This window comes from Flagellimonas onchidii (assembly GCF_004804315.1).
Classification (GTDB): Bacteria; Bacteroidota; Bacteroidia; order Flavobacteriales; family Flavobacteriaceae; genus Flagellimonas; species Flagellimonas onchidii.
In genome coordinates this window covers 175,046-192,350 of the sequence record NZ_SRXX01000003.1, presented here as the reverse complement: position 1 = coordinate 192,350, position 17,305 = coordinate 175,046, and the positions used below count along the sequence as shown (strand labels likewise).

Annotated in this window: 16 protein-coding genes and 1 tRNA gene; 13 read left to right on the top strand and 4 right to left on the bottom strand. The window is 40.0% G+C overall.

Annotation, left to right across the window (positions count from 1 at the left end):
- Positions 1–70 precede the first annotated feature (70 nt).
- The 3 genes from E4661_RS04785 (at position 71) to E4661_RS04775 (ending at position 3,431) form a co-directional block, all read left to right on the top strand.
- Entirely contained in the window at positions 71–1,120 is a 1,050-nt protein-coding gene (locus tag E4661_RS04785) for a helix-turn-helix domain-containing protein (RefSeq protein ID WP_136465683.1), read from the top strand.
- 96 nt (positions 1,121–1,216) lie between these two features.
- A complete protein-coding gene (locus E4661_RS04780) occupies positions 1,217–2,518 on the top strand; it encodes an NTP/NDP exchange transporter (protein ID WP_136465682.1) in 1,302 nt (433 codons plus the stop codon).
- Positions 2,502–3,431: an aldo/keto reductase gene (locus E4661_RS04775; protein WP_136465681.1), complete on the top strand. Its 930-nt coding sequence runs from the start codon at positions 2,502–2,504 to the stop codon at positions 3,429–3,431. The genes E4661_RS04780 and E4661_RS04775 overlap by 17 nt, the downstream gene beginning before the upstream one ends.
- Positions 3,432–3,436: 5 nt before the next feature.
- Here the strand turns inward: E4661_RS04775 and E4661_RS04770 are convergent, their stop codons facing one another.
- Both E4661_RS04770 and E4661_RS04765 read right to left on the bottom strand, forming a co-directional pair.
- The gene (locus tag E4661_RS04770; RefSeq protein WP_136465680.1) at positions 3,437–3,826 is read right to left on the bottom strand and encodes a hypothetical protein; all 390 of its coding nucleotides are present in this window, start codon (positions 3,824–3,826) and stop codon (positions 3,437–3,439) included.
- Positions 3,827–3,930: 104 nt separating this feature from the next.
- Positions 3,931–4,389 carry an Lrp/AsnC family transcriptional regulator gene (locus E4661_RS04765; RefSeq protein ID WP_136465679.1) on the bottom strand — a complete coding sequence of 153 codons (459 nt, stop codon included), beginning with the start codon at positions 4,387–4,389 and terminating at the stop codon, positions 3,931–3,933.
- Between the two features lie 151 nt (positions 4,390–4,540).
- Here E4661_RS04765 and E4661_RS04760 point away from each other — a divergent pair, with 151 nt between their 5' ends.
- From E4661_RS04760 to ribB, 9 genes are all read left to right on the top strand, one after another.
- A complete protein-coding gene (locus tag E4661_RS04760) occupies positions 4,541–5,761 on the top strand; it encodes an aminotransferase class I/II-fold pyridoxal phosphate-dependent enzyme (protein ID WP_136465678.1) in 1,221 nt (406 codons plus the stop codon).
- Between the two features lie 69 nt (positions 5,762–5,830).
- Positions 5,831–7,312, top strand: coding sequence for a Na+/H+ antiporter NhaC (gene nhaC, locus E4661_RS04755; RefSeq protein ID WP_136465677.1), 1,482 nt, complete (start codon positions 5,831–5,833; stop codon positions 7,310–7,312).
- A 223-nt stretch (positions 7,313–7,535) separates the two neighbouring features.
- On the top strand, positions 7,536–8,180 hold the full coding sequence (locus E4661_RS04750; RefSeq protein ID WP_136465676.1) for a peroxiredoxin: 645 nt from the start codon (positions 7,536–7,538) through the stop codon (positions 8,178–8,180).
- 156 nt (positions 8,181–8,336) lie between these two features.
- Entirely contained in the window at positions 8,337–8,843 is a 507-nt protein-coding gene (gene tpx, locus E4661_RS04745; RefSeq protein WP_136465675.1) for a thiol peroxidase, read from the top strand.
- A complete protein-coding gene (locus tag E4661_RS04740) occupies positions 8,836–9,201 on the top strand; it encodes a diacylglycerol kinase (RefSeq protein ID WP_136465674.1) in 366 nt (121 codons plus the stop codon). The genes tpx and E4661_RS04740 overlap by 8 nt, the downstream gene beginning before the upstream one ends.
- Before the next feature lie 63 nt (positions 9,202–9,264).
- A complete protein-coding gene (locus E4661_RS04735) occupies positions 9,265–11,637 on the top strand; it encodes a DNA translocase FtsK (protein WP_136465673.1) in 2,373 nt (790 codons plus the stop codon).
- Position 11,638: 1 nt separating this feature from the next.
- On the top strand, positions 11,639–12,289 hold the full coding sequence (gene lolA1, locus E4661_RS04730; protein WP_136465672.1) for an outer membrane lipoprotein periplasmic chaperone LolA1: 651 nt from the start codon (positions 11,639–11,641) through the stop codon (positions 12,287–12,289).
- A 4-nt stretch (positions 12,290–12,293) separates the two neighbouring features.
- Complete coding sequence (locus tag E4661_RS04725; protein WP_136465671.1) at positions 12,294–13,793, top strand: LptF/LptG family permease; 1,500 nt, start codon at positions 12,294–12,296, stop codon at positions 13,791–13,793.
- Positions 13,793–14,932 (top strand): 3,4-dihydroxy-2-butanone-4-phosphate synthase, encoded by a 1,140-nt coding sequence (gene ribB / locus E4661_RS04720; protein ID WP_136465670.1) that lies wholly within the window; start codon positions 13,793–13,795, stop codon positions 14,930–14,932. Before E4661_RS04725 ends, ribB begins: the two co-directional genes overlap by 1 nt.
- Here ribB and E4661_RS04715 read toward each other — a convergent pair.
- Together E4661_RS04715 and E4661_RS04710 are read right to left on the bottom strand one after the other, a co-directional pair.
- Positions 14,929–16,122, bottom strand: coding sequence for a DegT/DnrJ/EryC1/StrS family aminotransferase (locus E4661_RS04715; RefSeq protein WP_136465669.1), 1,194 nt, complete (start codon positions 16,120–16,122; stop codon positions 14,929–14,931). The two genes, ribB and E4661_RS04715, sit on opposite strands and share 4 nt — an antisense overlap.
- 28 nt (positions 16,123–16,150) lie before the next feature.
- A complete protein-coding gene (locus tag E4661_RS04710; protein WP_136465668.1) occupies positions 16,151–16,954 on the bottom strand; it encodes a sulfite exporter TauE/SafE family protein in 804 nt (267 codons plus the stop codon).
- 103 nt (positions 16,955–17,057) lie between these two features.
- On the opposite strand from E4661_RS04710, the gene E4661_RS04705 reads away from it, so the two are divergent.
- Positions 17,058–17,142: transfer RNA gene (locus E4661_RS04705), tRNA-Ser, on the top strand.
- Positions 17,143–17,305 lie beyond the last annotated feature (163 nt).

Genomic DNA, 17,305 nt, shown 5'->3' with positions numbered 1-17,305 from the left:
ACTTATAATTCTATCATAAAGTTGATTTCCACTATGTGGAACATCGCGATTTTCTGATTACATTTGAGAGATGCGTGCATTGAAATTGGACAAAGAAATGGAAGTGTTTATCGCCGGTCTTGGGGCAGCCCAAAGCCTGTTGTTGTCCGTTTACAGTTTCCTTGAAAGAAAAAAAGACTTCAGAAATTTACTCTTGGGGTTGTTCTTTTTGGCCATCACTATCCGATTGGGAAAGTCAATACTCTGGGTCTACCTCGATACTACTCCACTTTGGTTGATTAACATAGGTTTTATTGCACATAGCATTACGGGGCCTGCCCTCTTCTTATACATCCTTCATTTTTTATTTCCCAAAAAATGGTCCAATTGGAACCTATTGCATTTCGTTCCCAGTGCTGTTTTACTGTTCTATGTCGGCATGTTGACATTGGATGGTTTTTGGCATGTTGGTGGTTATACCGCCCTACTATTTCAACAAATAGGCTATAGTTTGGCTTGGCTTGTTGTATTGGGCATTTATTTTAGGCTAAAAGACAAGAGGGTATCGCTTAATAGGGCAACTATAATTTGGATAAGTACTTTAGTGCTTGGTACCGCCGTGCTTCAATTTTTATATTTCTCCAATTACATTCTTGGAATAACGCCTTATTTGCTGGGGCCTGTCAGTTACCTTCCATTTGTATATTTTTTGGCATTTCTGCTCTTCAAAAATCCATCATTATTAAAGCATTCCAACTCGAAAAAGCAGCAGAATATTCGTTTGGAAACACATCAACTCAAGGATTATGCTTCTCAAATGGAACAATTGATGGAGCTTAAAAAACTATACCTCGATCCCAATTGTTCACTGAACAAGGTCGCTACAGAAATGAAATTACCTGCTTATCTTATCTCCCATGTGGTCAACAATGCATTGGATAAAAGCTTCCCTGATTTTTTGAACAGCTATCGCATTGAAGAAGTAAAGACAAGATTGTTACAGCCCAAAAACAAGAATGTAAAGATAGCCAGCCTTGCCTATGATTGCGGATTTAATTCGTTATCCTCATTCAATATTGCCTTTAAAAAATCCACCGGGATCACGCCGAGTAAATTCCTAAGGAACAATGCTTCCTCTTAGGTTTTTATAAATCCATCAGACCAATTCTTCAATCAAAAAGGCCTTTATTTAAAATGTGCCCATTTTCGGTCTTGAGCAACTCAGTTCAATGTCGTTATGATACATTTTTTCAAAGTTTCGACTCAAAAATCAGTCAAGTCATATAACACAAAACTTGTGATTTGCTCCTTTTTCTGTTTCTTCTGTTTGCTGTGTTCTTATTTTATTTTAAGGCCATTACGGGATGAAATGGGCATTGTTAACGGCGCCATAAACATGCAATGGTTATTTACTGGAACTTTTGTAGTTATGCTTTGCATTGTTCCCATTTTTGCATTACTGATGGCCAAAAACTCCATAAAAAGAGTTTTGACTTTCTCCTACTCCTTTTTCTTAACGACCATTTTTGTTTTCTACTATTTATTCAATAGCACTGGAATCACTAAACTAGTTGCCATTGCTTTTTTTATTTGGTTAAGCGTCTTTAATCTTTTTGTGGTTTCATTATTTTGGAGTTTTATGGCCGATGTATTCTCTGGCCCAGCTTCCAAACGTTTTTTTGGTATTATCACATCTGGTGGTAGCTTGGGAGCATTGACCGGTCCCCTTATTGCCAATTATTTGGGTATGCATTCTACCGTGGACAGTTTACTACTTACCGCTGCATTGTTTCTTTTGTTGGCACTTTGCTCCATTTTTGTAATTCTTGCTTTATCCAATAATGACTACGGCACAAAAGTCACAGCAAGAAAAGTACTCAATGCAAAAAATCTTTTTGAAGGAATACATAACATAGGAAAATCCAAATATCTACTGTCCATTGTGTCTTTTATGTTGTTGTATACCGGAATTTCAACCGTACTTTACTTTGAACAGGCACATATTGTAGAGCATACGTTAAAGGAACCCGGTCAGCGCATTGACTATTTTTCCAGTATTGATTTTACAGTAAATACAATTGCAATTATCGGTCAATTATTATTGACAGGAAGTATCATCAAAAAATTCGGGCTGGCCAAAGTATTTGCTTCCGTTCCTCTTTTAGTGGGGCTGGGCTTGTTTTTATTGGGCACAAATTCATCATTATGGGTTATTGCGGTTTTGATGGTACTCCATCGGGCAGGAAATTTTATGTTGCTCCGCCCTTCACGTGAAATTTTGTACACTGTTACTTCTTTGGAAGAAAAATATAAGTCCAAAAACTTCATAGATACCGCTATTTATCGTGGCGGCGATACCCTTGTTGGATGGTTGTTCGCTGGGCTTGTGGCCATCGGATGGGGCCTTGGAGCAATTGCATTTTTGGCCATTCCTTTATCCTTTGTTTGGAGTTTTGTGGGTCACAGGCTTGGAAAACAACAGTATGAAAAAGAGAAAGTTTTAACTTTAAACAACAAGATTTATGAAAACAGCATTTAACCGTAGGGAAGCATTAAAATTGTCCGTATTGGGCGGACTTGGTCTTTCTTTTGGCCGAATTCCAAATTCTTTGATTGCCATGGATAAAATTCAAACCAGACCGATTCCCTCCACTGGAGAAGCTTTGCCCGTAGTTGGGCTTGGGACCTGGCAAACTTTTGATGTTGGTGGTTCTTCAGAAAAACGAAAGGTTTTGACCCAGGTACTTTCCGAATTGCATCGTTTTGGAGGACGTGTCATTGACTCTTCCCCCATGTACGCTTCTTCTGAAAGAGTTGTGGGCGATCTTACGAGCAATCTTACTTTTCAAAATGAACTGTTTTATGCCACCAAGGTTTGGACATCGGGCAAACAGGCCGGAATACGGCAAATGGAAACCTCAGTGCAAAAAATGCGGCGAAAAAGTATGGATTTGATGCAAATCCACAACTTGGTCGATTGGAAAACCCATGTAAAAACACTCAAAACCTGGAAAGAAGAGGGTAAAATTAAATATTGGGGTATTACGCATTATGTAGATTCCTCGCACAGTTCCTTGGAAAAAATTATTATGTCGGAACGTCCAGATTTTGTGCAATTCAATTATTCCATACGGGGGAGACACGCAGAGAATTCGCTATTCGACACTGTTGAAAAGTATGGGGTAGCGACCCTGATCAACCAACCTTATGAGAGCGGCTCGCTATTCCGCCGCGTTAAAGGAAAATCGATTCCAGCATGGGCCAAGGAATACGACATAAACAGTTGGGGGCAGTATTTTCTGAAATTCATCCTTTCCAACAGAAATGTGACCTGCGTGATTCCCGGGACATCAAAACCCCATCACATGATTGATAATATGAAAGCTGGACTAGGTAGAATGCCAGACCAAAAGTCGAGGAACAAAATGGCCTCCTATCTCAAATCTATTTAGGGCCGTTAAACCGGCGCCAATGGAAACTTATTAGCTCCATAGTAGCCTAGCCATAGACCCGCCAAAAGAGATAGATGTAATCCAGATTCGAACCAGAATGGGCCGCTCCATTGACCACAAAGCACAGCAAACGACATTTTGCCTAGAATAAACAGTGAAATGGCAAAGTGGGGCCAATAGTTATCCCTTACTACAATTAGGGAAGCAAGAAACCCAGCTACGACCGCAGAAACAAAAGTGGCTAGTCCACCAATCATTAATTCCGTGTTGGTGGATGTACAAAAACTAAGACCATCCAATAAAATTTCTTGTGATAACGTGGTGTACAGTATAAGGGACAATCCCCCTATGATAGTTGCTGTCACCGTTAGCAAAACTCGCGTACGGGAACTCATTGGTTAAATACGTTTTTTGATTGTTGTTCGTTTTTTGGTAACGAAAAATTAGAAAGATTAGCCTAAAGCACCCGTCCTTTTAACACGGATTACGTTAAACTTTGCTAAATATGGACAGAAGGGCTGTTTTTTACCTCCCTAATAGCGAAAGAACTCTGTGTACTCCCAATATTGCTTATTGCCGTAAGTTTTGTCACCATGAACTCCCGATATTCTTTCATGTCACGGACATTTACTTTTAGAATGTAGTCGTAATCCCCACTTACATGAAAACATTCGGATACCTCATCCAATTTTAAAACCTCTCGTTCAAACCTCAGTACATTTTCCTTGGTATGTTGTACCAATCGTATGTGACAGAGAACCGTGAAATCACGATGCACCTTCTCTTTGTCGATAAGGGCAACATAGTTGGTGACAATACCAGTTCTCTCCAATCGTCGGATTCGTTCGTACACTGCCGTTTTGGACAAATCCAAACTATCCGCGTACTGTTTGGTAGTCTTCTTGCAATCCTCCTGAAGCAGTTTTACAAGCTGTCTATCAATTTTATCCAATTCCATACCGATAATTTTTCAGGTAATCAACTCATTTTCAATACAAACATAGACAAATAATCTAATAATTATTAAAATTTAGATTTATTATCTATAACTAAGCAATATAATTGACTTTATATCAATATATGTAGAATTTTATCGAAAAATCTAACCAATGGACTACAAAGCATCAGAGCAGATTCAGGATCTTCAATATTTTGGAGAATTTGGAGGGGTAAACCCTTCTATTTCCGACTCATCAACCTACACTTTTCTTTCTGCAAAGACAATGTTCGATACTTTCGAGGGTAATACAGAGGGCTGCTATCTCTATAGCCGACATTCTTCTCCATCAAACCTTTATCTTGGTGAAGCAATGGCCCAATTGGAAGGTACCGAAGCAGCCAACGTTTATGCCAGTGGTATGGGAGCCATCAGTGCGGTAATCTTTCAACTTTGCAATAGCAACGAGCATATTGTCAGCAGTCGCACCATATATGGTGGGACCTATGCCCTTTTCAAAAACTTTTTGAAAAAATTCGATATCAACACCTCATTTGTGAACATTACTGACCTTGAAGTTGTTGAACAATCTATCACCTCAAAAACCAAGATGATTTATTGCGAAGCGGTGAGTAATCCATTATTGGAAGTGGCGGACATTCCAGCACTTTCAAAACTTGCAAAAAAACATGGTATTCCCCTAGTTGTGGATAACACATTTTCACCCTTGAGCATTAATGCTGCAAAATTGGGTGCGGATATCGTGGTACACAGTCTTACTAAATTCATAAACGGCAGCAGCGATTGCGTGGCAGGTGCAGTCTGCGCATCATCAGACTTTTGCTTAAGTCTAAAAGATGTCAACAATGGAGCGGGAATGCTGTTAGGAAGCACTTTGGATAGTTTGCGAGCGGCTTCTATCCTTAAAAATATGAGAACGCTGCATATCCGGATTAAAAAACATAGCGAAAATGCGCAGTTCTTGGCTCATCAATTCGAAAAAGACGGACTCAAAGTAGTTTATCCCGGACTGGAAAGTCATTCTGGACACCACACCATGAAATCCCAGATGAACCCTGAATATGGTTTCGGCGGATTGCTGACACTTGACGTAGGATCACTGGACAAAGCCAATGCGTTGATGGAGTTGATGCAAAAAGAAAAATTGGGCTATCTGGCTGTGAGTTTGGGCTTCTATAAAACTTTATTCAGTGCACCAGGGACATCCACTTCTTCTGAAATTCCTTTGGAAGAACAGAAGGCGCTGGGGCTGTCACAAGGATTGATTCGTTTTTCTATAGGACTGGACAACAATATCCAACAAACCTATGATGCCATGAAATCTTGTATGAAAAGATTGGGAGTCTTGGAAAGCTCGTTGACTTTGGCTTAATGCAATTCGACCAAGGTTTGGAGAACAAGCTCCAAAATCGTAATATTACCCGAAACAAAACCAGACTTCATGCCAAAAAAAGAGGAAAAAACCAAGTACCGACAAGCTGAGCATATTGTAGAAAATAAAGCATTGAGTATTTGGGAAGCGCTGATTCCTGTCTTTGCATTGGTCGGAATGTTGGCGTATAATGTTTATGTTTTTGGAGATGATGCGCTTAGTGGCTCTAATCAGTTTATTTTATTGTTGGGTGGTGCAGTAGCAGCCATTGTTGGTTTCTTTAACAATGTCTCCTATAAACAAATGATTGCTGAAGTGGCCGAAAACATTCGCTCCACTACTGGAGCCCTACTTATTCTTTTGATGGTTGGTGCTTTAGCTGGCACTTGGCTTATAAGTGGAATCATCCCTGCCATGATTTATTATGGACTTCAAATATTGAATCCAACCATATTTTTAGCCGCTTGCGTGATTATCTGTGCCATTATATCCATTGCCACCGGTAGTAGCTGGACAACCGCCGCAACAGTAGGTATTGCACTTGTTGGTATTGGTGAGGCACTCGGAGTAAGTTTGGGCATGACTGCCGGAGCGGTACTTTCAGGAGCGTATTTTGGTGATAAGATGTCTCCATTAAGCGATACTACCAATCTCGCGCCCGCTATGGCGGGTGGAGAATTATTCTCACATATACGGTATATGGCGCTGACGACGGTTCCAACCATATCTGTCACTTTGGTGGTCTTTATCATTCTTGGTTTCACTATAGATACCTCGGGAGTTGCCGATACGGAAGCTATTCTTACCAACATAAGTTCTGCGTTCAATATTAATGGTTGGCTTTTTATTGTTCCCCTTGTGGTCATCTTTTTGATTGTTAAAAAAGCACCTCCCCTACTCGCCTTGCTAATTGGAACGCTATTGGGAGGAGTTTTTGCTCTTATTTTCCAACCAGAGGTTGTTACTCTCTTAGGCGGAGGTGACACCTTGACTTTCGAATCGGCCTATAAGGGCATTTTGAATGCCATTACCGTAGATACTTCAATAGCTACTCCGGACCCCGCTCTAAACGATTTGTTTTCGTCGGGAGGTATGGCTGGAATGTTAGGTACCATTTGGCTTATTGTCTGTGCTATGGTTTTTGGAGGTATCATGGATGGTATTGGCGCGTTGGAGCGTATTACCGAATCTCTGCTAAAAATGGCCAAAACCACCTTTGGGCTTTTTGCCAGCACTGTGGGCAGTTGTTTGGCATTGAATGTTACTGCGTCTGACCAGTATTTGGCACTTGTGGTTCCCGGTAAAATGTTTTCGAAAGCGTATCATGATAGAGGTTTGGCTCCGGAAAATTTAAGTCGAACCTTGGAAGATTCTGGGACCGTAACTTCGGTCTTAGTGCCTTGGAATACCTGTGGAGCCTACCACAGTGGAGTTTTGGGCGTTAGCGTAGCCGAATATTTTGTTTATGCCATTTTTAACTGGCTGAGTCCTTTCATGACTTTACTTTTTGCTGCCTTCAGGATTAAAATCAAGCAATTGGCTTCAAAATAAGAAATTTCAATTCAGAATTTTAGAGCTGATAAATTATCAGGATTTTGTGTGTGTTTTTATCGAATTAGAACCTATAAGACTCTTTCGCTTCTATTCACACAACGAATTTCATTCTTTTTTACTCAAATGAAAATAGTACTTTATCAAACCAAATTGAACTGAAAATCCACTGCAAATTCAAGTGGCAAACCATAACTTTGTCATCCCAAAAATCAAACAAATTATGACATTAGTTGGTAAAAAATTTCCAAACCTTGAGGTAAATGCCATCGACAAAACTGGTCAAACCCTTAAGTTGAATATTCTTAAAAAAGCTCAGGAATCAAACAAGAAAATAGTATTGTTCTGGTATCCAAAGGATTTCACCTTCGTTTGCCCAACAGAATTGCACGCTTTCCAGAATGCATTGGATGAATTTGAAAAAAGAAATACCATTGTTATCGGAGCGTCTTGTGATACCGCTGAGGTTCACTTTGCTTGGTTAAATACTGAAAAGAAAAATGGTGGTATTGAGGGTGTTTCGTATCCTTTGGTTGCTGACAGCAATAGAAATCTTGCCTCCATCCTAGGTATTTTGGACATTACCAATGAAAAATACGACGAGGAAACCAAGGTGTTTACCGTTGAAGGTGACAACGTAACTTATAGGGCAACGTATCTAATTGATGAAGAGGGAACCATTTTCCATGAAAGTGTAAACCATATGCCCCTTGGCAGGAATATTTCCGAATTCATTCGACTTATTGATGCATATACCCACGTTCAGGAAAAAGGAGAGGTTTGTCCTGCAAACTGGCAGGATGGTGAAACAGCCATGCATGCAGACCGAAGCGGTGTTGCAGAGTACCTATCTAAACATGCGAATTAGATATTGATGCCATACAGGCAGTTGGCTTGAGCGGCCAATATTCACATACTGAAACAAAGTTATTTAGGCCTTTTGAAAACTTTTTCAAAGGGCCTTCTTTTTAACACGTTTACTTTAGGAATATTTAGTAATTTCAGCTTCTTAAACGCAAAAACTATGGCATCAATTACCTTGGGCGGAAGCCCTGCAAATACAATAGGAGAGTTACCAACTTTAAATACATTGGCTCCAAATTTCACTTTAACGAAATCCGACCTTTCAACAGTTTCACTGTCCGATTATAAAGGAAAGAAATTGGTACTTAATATTTTTCCAAGTGTCGACACAGGTACTTGCGCACAATCCGTAAGACAATTTAACCAAGAAGCCGCAGAACTTGAAGACACTAAAGTATTGTGCATTTCTAAAGACCTTCCTTTTGCGCAAAAGAGATTTTGTGGAGCTGAAGGAATTGAAAATGTGGATATGTTGTCTGACTACAAAACTGGGGATTTTGGTAAAGCTTACGGGGTTACCTTTGCTGACAGCGCATTTGAATCTTTACTTTCAAGGTCCGTAGTAGTCGTCAATAAAGATGGTAACGTTGTACATACCGAGCAAGTTGGCGAAACGGCTGACGAACCTAATTATAAAGCCGCTTTAGAAGCATTGATGGATGCCTAAGGAATCTTTTCTCAAAAATAGAATTCGAAGTGTTGGTTTTGCCTTTAAAGGGATGTTTCTGCTATTACGCACCGAAGCAAGCATTCAAATCCAATTTGTTATTGCCTTGATAATGACAGGCGTTGGGTTCTATTTTGAGATTTCGCCAACAGAATGGGCAATGCAATTGTTCGCTATTGGAATGGTCATGGGGGTAGAAGGAATTAACACGGCTATTGAAAAAATTGCCGATTATATTCAACCAGAAAATGACCCAAAGATTGGCTTTATAAAAGATGTTTCTGCAGGAGCTGTAATGATCGTTTCCTTGATTGCCTGCATTATCGGCGTCATCATATATGCTCCAAAATTGGCATAAGCAACATCCATTCACGCCCCACGCATCGTAAATTTGTAAATTAGCCCCCAGATTAAAAGATTAATGGCAAAAAAAAGGACTAAATCCAAAAAACCTACTCCCGCCAAGAAAGGATTTTCATTTAGATTTTCCAAACAGAATAAGATTATTCTGGGTAGTCTATTGATTGTCTTGAGCATAGCACTCTTTTTCTCCTTTATGTCCTACTATTTTACTTGGCAGGAGGATCAAAGTATTCTATCTGAATTTAAGGATAGAAATGCCCAGGCCAGTAATCTCCTCAACAAATTTGGAGCCAGTGTAAGCCATTTTTTCATGTACAAAGGCTTTGGTTTGGCTTCATTCGCTTTTCCCTTGCTTTTAGCCATTACTGGACTGTATATGTTTCTGGGATTGCAGTCAAAAGCTCTGGTCAACAAATGGATATGGGGTCTTACAGGTATTATCTGGACTTCCATGGCTTTAGGCTTTTTTGCCATTGAACGACCATTGTTAGGTGGATTGATTGGCTATGAGATGAATGATTTTCTTCAAGATTATACAGGAAAAATCGGGGTTTTTCTTTTGTTGGTTTTTGTTTTGATGGTCATTTTGGTTCGGTTGTTCAATTTTACACCAGAAGGTTTTGCCAATTTTTTTCGTTCACAAAAACAACAGTTTAAATCAGATTTTGCCAAGAAGAAGGAAAAAACCATTGACACTTCAATAGACGAAACCAGTATTGAGTTAAGTCCAGAAGAAGGCATCCCTGTTGCTGTCGACACCTATACTCATAAAAATGATATTCCTGTTCTTCAAAATGAAGCCGGACTGGACGTAAACCTTCCGCAAGAAGAAGAATCGGATATAGATTTAAAGGTAGAAGAGGTCAAAGAAGAGAAAGAGGAAACTGATGTGAAAGCTGCCCAATTGGTCAAGGATTTTGGTGAATTTGACCCAAAATTGGAACTCGGCAATTACAAATTCCCTCCTATTGAATTACTAGATCAACATGGTGCCGGGGGTGGAATTACTATCAACCAAGAAGAGCTTGAGGAAAACAAAAACCGGATCGTAAGTACCCTCAAAAACTATAAGATTGGCATCGCCCAAATCAAAGCGACCATTGGCCCAACGGTAACGCTTTATGAAATTGTTCCTGAAGCCGGTATCCGAATATCCAAAATCAAAAATCTTGAAGATGACATTGCACTTTCGCTGGCAGCTTTGGGTATTCGAATCATTGCCCCAATTCCAGGAAAAGGGACTATTGGTATAGAGGTTCCAAACAAAAATGCAACAATTGTTTCCATGCGTTCGGTGATTTCGTCCAACAAATTCCAAAAAGCCGAAATGGAATTACCCATCGCTTTCGGAAAAACCATCAGTAACGAAACTTTTGTGGTCGATCTTGCCAAAATGCCCCATATGCTTATGGCCGGTGCTACAGGTCAGGGTAAATCTGTTGGACTAAATGCCGTGCTTACCTCGCTGCTTTATAAAAAGCATCCTGCCGAGGTCAAGTTTATTTTGGTCGACCCTAAAAAGGTGGAATTAACCCTTTACAACAAGATAGAGCGTCACTTTTTGGCGAAACTCCCAGATTCCGAAGACGCTATCATAACGGATAACACCAAGGTCATCAACACCTTAAACTCCCTATGCATTGAAATGGACAATCGCTACGAGTTGTTGAAGTTGGCCATGGTAAGAAACATTAAGGAATACAATGTCAAATTTAAATCTAGAAAGCTAAATCCGAACGATGGGCATAAATTCTTACCTTATATCGTCTTGGTCATCGACGAATTTGCCGATTTGATTATGACCGCGGGCAAAGAAGTAGAAGCCCCAATTGCCAGATTGGCACAATTGGCACGTGCTATAGGTATTCACTTGATTATTGCCACGCAACGACCATCGGTTAATGTGATTACGGGAATCATCAAGGCCAATTTCCCGGCCAGGATTGCGTTTAGGGTAACTTCCAAAATCGATTCCAGGACCATTTTGGATGCCCAAGGTGCTGACCAACTGATTGGTAGAGGAGATATGCTCTTTACCCAAGGAAATGATGTCACCCGTTTGCAATGCGCTTTTGTGGACACCCCCGAAGTTGGGAAAATCACAGAATATATTGGTTCACAAAGAGCCTATCCCGATGCACATTTGCTTCCTGAGTATGTTGGCGAGGACTCTGGCACGGGTATTGATTATGACATTTCGGACAGGGATAGCATGTTCCGAGATGCTGCAGAAGTAATCGTTAATGCACAACAAGGTTCGGCATCCTTGATCCAACGAAAATTGAAATTAGGATATAATAGGGCCGGTAGGATTATTGACCAGTTGGAAGCCGCTGGGATTGTCGGTCCGTTTGAAGGAAGTAAGGCCCGACAGGTTTTGGTTCCAGATATTTTTGCCCTAGAACAACTTTTAGAGAACGAAAAAAAATAAAATGACACTTAAAAAATACATTCTTTTCATAGCATTTTTTGCCTTCGGTATTTTCTCCTACGCGCAAAATTCGTCCAAAGCAAAAACCCTATTGGATGAAGTCTATGCCAAAGCTACCGGATACGATAATATTTATATCGATTTTGAATCCACTTTAGAAAATACAGAAGCTAACATTAAGCAAGAAACCAATGGTCATGTTACCCTAAGTGGTGATAAATATGTATTGGATTACCTAGGTGCCCAGCAAATAAATGATGGGAAAAAAGTATACACCATAGTTCCAGAAAACGAAGAAGTTACCATCGAAGACGTTTCGGAAGATGATGCCACGGTCACACCATCTAAAATGCTTACATTTTATCGTTCGGGACATAATTATCAATGGGATATCCTTCAAAATGTCGGTGGAAGAAAAATCCAGTATGTAAAATTGACTCCTATTGATTCCAACGCAGAAATCACTTCGATTCTTTTAGGTATCGATACCCAGACCAAGCACATCTACAAACTGATTCAGACAGGAAAAAACGGCACTAAAACCACTTTAACTGTTAATTCTTTTAAAACCAACCAACCGCTCTCGAGTACACTTTTTACCTTTGACACAAAAAAATACGAGGACAAAGGGTACTACATCATAAGAAACTAACGCATTGAAAATACTTGACCGGTATATATTATCCCGATTTTTATACAATTTCTTTAGCGCCTTTTTCATTCTGATTGTCATATTCATCTTTCAGGGGATTTGGCTCTTTATAGATGATTTGGCAGGAAAAGGCCTGGGCATTGTTATTATAGGAAAGTTTATTTTCTACTTTATTCCTACGTTGATTGATAAGGTATTGCCACTTACCGTGCTCCTATCGTCCATTCTTACCTTTGGCACCTTTGCCGAGAATTATGAGTTCGCCGCGATGAAAGCTTCTGGTATTTCGTTACAACGAGGCATGCGAAGCCTTATTGTTTATGTGATTTTTTTAGGTGGAGTCACATTTTTCTTTGCGAACAATGTAATTCCAAAATCCGAACAGAAAATGTTCAACCTCAGAAGAAATATTGCCAAGGTAAAACCTGCCGCGGCCATTACCGAAGGGGTTTTTAGTGATTTTGAAGGTACAGGCGCAGGCATGAACATAAAAGTGGAAAAAAAATATGGAGAGCAAGATCGTTTTTTGGACAACGTGATCATTCATAAAAAAACAAAACAAAACGTAAATAATACAGTAATAAAGGCCATATCAGGGGAGTTGATCAGTAGTGAAGATTCCGACATCATACAATTGGTATTGAAAGATGGCAATTATTATCAGGAATTAGAGCGAAAAAACACCAAGGATCAGAAAAAGCATCCCTTTGCCAAATCTAAATTTGAAACCTATATTATCAACATAGACATTTCCGAGCTCAATAACCAAGATTTGGAAGAAGACGGGAATATCACTACGGATAAAATGAAAAATGTAGGCCGATTGATCAAGGATATTGATTCTTTAGGCAAGAATAACTTAGAAAAAGTAGAAGCTTTCTCCAAAAACATTACCAACAGAATGGGAGCGTTTCCTGTCAAGGCAAAAAAAGACAGTACCCAAATTAATCCATCCTTGAATGAAGAGTACCTTAAGACATCCATAAAAGGGAAGGACAGTATCAAAAACATGGATGACGCCATAGCGGCCCTCCCCGAGTGGCAGCGCACCCAAGTTATTCGTAGTGCAAAAAATAATGTGACGAATATAAAGAACAGCGTCATTTCCAAAAAAGAAGAACTGCAAAAGCGGTTCAAATTCTATAGGAGTCATATATTGTCATTGCACAAAAAGTATGCATTGGCTTTTTCATGTATCATTCTATTTTTTGTGGGAGCTCCATTAGGTGCGATTATTAGAAAAGGAGGTCTTGGTTTACCCATGGTAGTGGCCATTATCCTATTTTTGACCTATTATTTCTTAGGTGTCTTTGCGACAAATTATGCCAAGGAAGGAAACATCAATGAAATATTGGGAGCATGGTTACCTACAATGATTATGCTACCCCTCGGAATCTCCCTGACCAGAAGGGCCACCGCAGATAAAGGTCTTTTAGGTTTTGAGCACATTATTGACGGTATCAAAAATCTCTTTAAGAAAAAGGCTAACAACTCAGAAGATTAATGGCTATAAAAGAAGGTAAGACCAAGCTTAATGCCATCGAAGATGCCATTGAGGACATCAGACAGGGCAAAGTAATCATAGTGGTAGATGATGAGAACCGTGAAAACGAAGGAGATTTTGTTGCAGCTGCGGAACTCATTACTCCGGAGACGATAAATTTTATGGCCAAACATGGCCGTGGACTCATTTGTGCTCCGTTGACTGAAGGGAGATGTGAAGATCTTGGACTTCACAAAATGGTCACCCATAATTCAGATCCGCTGGAAACTGCATTTACCGTATCTGTAGATTTAAGAGGAAACGGGGTTACCACAGGCATCTCCGCGGCTGATCGGGCCAAAACCGTAATAGCGCTTACCGAAGCAGACACCAAACCTCATGATTTAGCTCGTCCCGGACATATATTCCCTTTAATTGCCAAAGAAGGTGGGGTACTACGAAGAACCGGGCATACCGAGGCTGCTATCGACTTTGCGCGTTTGGCCGATTTGAAACCTGCTGGAGTCATCGTAGAAATCATGAACGAGGATGGTACTATGGCAAGGCTTCCACAGCTTATGGAAGTGGCGAAAAAGTTTGATTTGAAGATTGTTTCCATTGAAGATTTAATCGCTTATCGAATGGAGCACGATAGCTTGATTGAACGAAAGGAAGCCTTTGATATCAAAACCCGTTTTGGTGATTTTCGTTTACGAGCTTATAAACAAACTACGAATGACCAAGTACATATTGCTTTGGTGAAAGGAACATGGAAGATTGGCGAACCTGTTCTTACCCGTATTAACTCAACTTTGGTCAACAATGATATGTTGGGCACTTTGACCAACAATCCAGATGAAACGCTTCAACGTATGTTCAATGCGCTCAATGCGGAAGAAAAGGGCGCTATGATCTTTATAAATCAAGGTAATCAACATATGAATCTTTTGGGGCGCTTGGCCGAATTGAAAAAACTTCAAGCCAGAGGTATCCTAAAAGCCCCAAAAATTGATATGGACACCAAAGATTTTGGAATTGGAGCGCAAATTCTTCACGACCTTGACATTTCTAAAATCAGGTTATTGACCAATTCTGGACAAACACGTCGTGTGGGAATGGTTGGCTACGGGTTGGAGATTGTGGAGTACGTATCGTACTAAATCACTTGATTAATAGCCTTGACCATTTTATTGGCTCGTTCGCGGATCTCGTTCTCTATCCAACTTAATTTAATCAAACAAGAAATATTACGTCCTACCCAGTGGTCCGAGGCTGAAAAATCCATTTTAGAATAATCGGGAAGGGCATCCAAAACATCCTGCGGTAGTTTACCAAGTGATTTTGGTTCAATTAAATGTTCCCATTTTCTGTAATAATGCCAGTTGTTATCAAACCAATAAAAACAGCCATCGATTCCGTTTGCTCCCAAAGATTTATGAGCCCGCTGTGCGAGTTTTTCTGTCGGAAGGAAGAAATTCAAAAAGGAATAGTTCTCCTCCCCTCCATCCGGTATACTTCGAAACACCACTTTTGGAATTTGGGATAAAGCCTCTCTTAAAATAGTGTAGTTTCTTTTTTGAATCGAAATAAATTCATCCAATCTTTCTATTTGAGCCAAACCAACTGCCGCGTTCAATTCTGAAATTCTGAAGTTGTACCCTAGAAAAGGATGTTGCTCTGCTCCCCTATCATTTCCAATATGATCGTGGCCATGATCGGAATATTTATGGGCATTCTCATAATACGTTTTGTTGTTAGTGATGACCGCACCGCCTTCTCCACAAGTGATGGTTTTTACATAATCGAACGAAAAACAACCCAAGTCCCCAATACTTCCCAAGGGTTTTCCTTTATAAGTTGCCCCAATGGCTTGACAAGCATCTTCAAGCAGCAACAAGTCATGTTTTGTACAAATGGCATGTAGAGCATCCAAATTGGCCATAGACCCACACATATGTACTGGCATTACAACCCTTGTCTTTTCTGAAATAGCAGCTTCAACTGCTTTTGGGTCCAACGTAAGAGTGTCGTCCACATCAACTAAAATAGGAACAGCTCCTAAAGCCAGTATGGATTCAAAACTAGCCACGAAAGTGAAGGCTGGCATAATCACCTCATCTCCTGCTCCAACACCAGCACTGGCCAAAGCCACTGTCAAAGCTGCAGTGCCACTGCTTACCAAATGCGTATGTTTCACCTGCATTTTTTGCGAAAGCGTTGCTTCCAACTCTCTAGCTTTCCAGTGCCCATTCCGCATGCCATCAAATCCATAGCGCATCAGCACTCCTGAATCCAGTACCTCTTGCACTTGTTTCTTTTCTTTATCCCCAAAAAGTTCAAATCCTGGCATATCAAATATTCTTTTAAAAGTCAATCTTTTAGTTACACAATGCTGGAAAAATGTGGCCACATACAAAATCCGTAAGCTTATCGCCAAACCATAATTTGATGGCCATGATAATGACCATAACCACTAAAAATGTTTTTATAAAACCATCTCCTTTTTTAACCGAAAACCGACTTGCTACCCAAGCTCCGGTTCCATTACCAATGGCCAAAATGAATCCTAATTTCCAGTCAACTTTATCATTAAAGGCAAACACTGCCAGTGCTCCAAGCATATAAATAAATACGACCACAACTTTAGTTGCGTTTACCCTAACCAGATTCATTCGGTTGACAAAATGCATAAAAAGCATCATTAAAAAACCAAGTCCTGCATTGATAAATCCACCATAAATACCAAAAAAGAAAAATGCCATAAGACTCAACCAGAGGTATTTTCCCGTGAGACGTTCTTCCATCTCATGAAGCTTCATTTTGGGTTTAAAGATGATAATCAGTACAACAGCCAGCATCACCATCGCCAAAATCCGGTTAAAGGTCTCCCCTGATACATCAACCGCTATGCGAGCTCCAATAAGAGATCCCAAAAAAGCGGAAATCCCCAAATACAAATTAAATGGATAAGTTGATATTCCTTTACTTTTAAACCCAGCAGTAGCCATGGTGGTTTGTATCACAATGGCAACTCGGTTGGTCCCATTGGCAACATTTGAAGGCAATCCCAAAAAAATTAGAGTAGGTAACGACAACAAAGAACCACCGCCAGCTATGGTATTTATAACACCCACGGCAAAGCCAACTACAACTAAGAGCAAATAATGATACCATTCGTACATGGGCGCAAATGTAGTAGGTAATAATGGAATTTATGACCTGAAAAAAATAAAGTCTTGAGGCTTTTATAGAAATAAAAAAGGTTAGTATATTTGCACCCGCATTGGAGGAATGGCAGAGTGGTCGAATGCGGCAGTCTTGAAAACTGTTGAGGGTCACACCTCCGGGGGTTCGAATCCCTCTTCCTCCGCGGAGAGACACCTTCTCAAAACAAGAAACCCTGTAAATAAAATTTACAGGGTTTTATTTTACATCAAACCATATGAAACTGTCTGTTCCGTTGTCAGTCCAAAATTTCTATATTAACTAGCCCATTCATCTACAAATCAATATAGTAAAAGTTTTTAGTTTTA